This window comes from Microbacterium sp. bgisy207 (assembly GCF_057706855.1).
This window is the reverse complement of the sequence record NZ_JBYIPB010000030.1, coordinates 1-1,518: the sequence shown is the minus strand read 5'-3', so window position 1 is coordinate 1,518 and position 1,518 is coordinate 1. Positions and strand designations below refer to the sequence as shown.

Below are 1,518 nucleotides of genomic sequence, written 5' to 3'. Positions count from 1 at the left end.
GAGTGGATGCTCCTATTGCTGTCAAGCGGCCAGTGGTGGGCTGATCTGTTCCAGGACGGCGGTCGCTCGGGCTTCGAGTTCAGGGTCGGCGCGGGTGCCGATCTCGAGTCGTCGGAGCCGCTGGTAGGGGACGTCGAGAGTGGCGGCGAGAACGCTGATCGGGATACCGACCGCCTGTCGGCGTGCTCGGAGTTCGCGTCCGATGGGATTGTCGGTGGCGGGGTTAAGCAGAGCGGCATAGATCTCGTTCGCGACGTGGCGTTTGAGGCAGCGCATGATGTCACGGTCGGTGAGTTGCTCCGAACGACGCCTCTCGAAGTAGGCCATCGTGCGAGGCTCGCGGTGCCGCATGCGTAAGAGCACGATCCTGTGCAACGCGGCGTTCGCGTGGCGGTTACCGCCGCGGGAGAGCCGGTGCCGGGTGCGTTGCCCGGAGGAGGCGGGGATCGGGGCGACGCCGGCGAGAGCGGCGAAGCTCGCGCGGGTGCCGAGCCGCTCGGGGTTGTCGCCCGCGGCGACGAGGAGCGTCGCCGCGGTGACGGGACCGACGCCGCTCAGCGACAGCAGCGTCGGATTGACCTGCCGGACGAGCACCTCCAGCTGTTGTTCGATGAGGTCGATCTCGGCTTGCATGGTGAGGTGCCGGACCGCGAACCGTCGCAGTGTCTGCCGGGCGACGACCTCAGGATCGGGGGACATGATTGTCCCGGGACGGGTTTTGGCGAGCGTGTTCACCAGACGCTGCCCACTGAGCGCCCGGAACGCCTGTCGCACGAGCTCGGGGGCTGTGATCAGTAGCGCATGGATCTGGTTCATCACTTGCGCCCTGGCCTTGGCCGCTGAGCGGCGCTCTGCGAGGAGGATCCGCATCGACTCGACCGCGCCATCACCGGACTTCGGGATCGCGGTGTCCGTCCCCGCGAGGACAGCGACCGCTGCCTGGCGGGCGTCGAGCGGGTCGGACTTGCCGCGACGACGGCGGGCTTGCCGGTCCTGCCTTGCGACTTCGACGACGGTTAGCCCCGCCGCGGTCAGCGCGCGTGCGAGACCAGCCCCATACGACCCCGTTCCCTCCACCCCGACGCGGACGACATCGCCGTGGGCGTGGAGGAACGTGACGATCTGCGCGTATCCGCGACCGTCGGCGCGGAACTCTCGGTCCGCGACGGGTCTGCCGACGAGATCGAGGATCGCGACGTGATGCGTGTTCTTGTGCGTGTCGACCCCGGCAACCAGCTCGGCGTCTGGTGGTAGCAGGTTGGTGAGCGGCGGGTCGAGTGTCATGCTCGTCATTGACGGGATTCCCTTCCAACGGTGATGAACGTCACCGCGGGTCGGGTGAGTGCAGACAGCACAAAGGTGAGACGACTACCCGGTCAGGCTCCTATCAAGTCATGTGCCCGCCCGGCCCGCAGCGACCCCGGCGTCGACGGACAGATCCACAAAAAGACAGCCGCGAACGGCGTCCGTGTAATTTCGGGTCACGCCGGCGCCGGAGCCGAATCCATCATCTCTGTG

The 1,518-nt window shown here is 67.5% G+C and carries 1 protein-coding gene; it reads right to left on the bottom strand.

What is annotated here, in order from left to right; translation table 11 throughout:
* Positions 1–21 precede the first annotated feature (21 nt).
* Positions 22–1,293 carry an IS110 family RNA-guided transposase gene (locus tag AC3ENO_RS14885; protein ID WP_228045260.1) on the bottom strand — a complete coding sequence of 424 codons (1,272 nt, stop codon included), beginning with the start codon at positions 1,291–1,293 and terminating at the stop codon, positions 22–24.
* Positions 1,294–1,518 lie beyond the last annotated feature (225 nt).

What these genes read in the sequence shown, in the direction of transcription:
- AC3ENO_RS14885 (WP_228045260.1), bottom strand. Translation starts at nt 1,293, where the DNA reads ATGACGAGCATGACACTCGACCCGCCGCTCACCAACCTGCTACCACCA.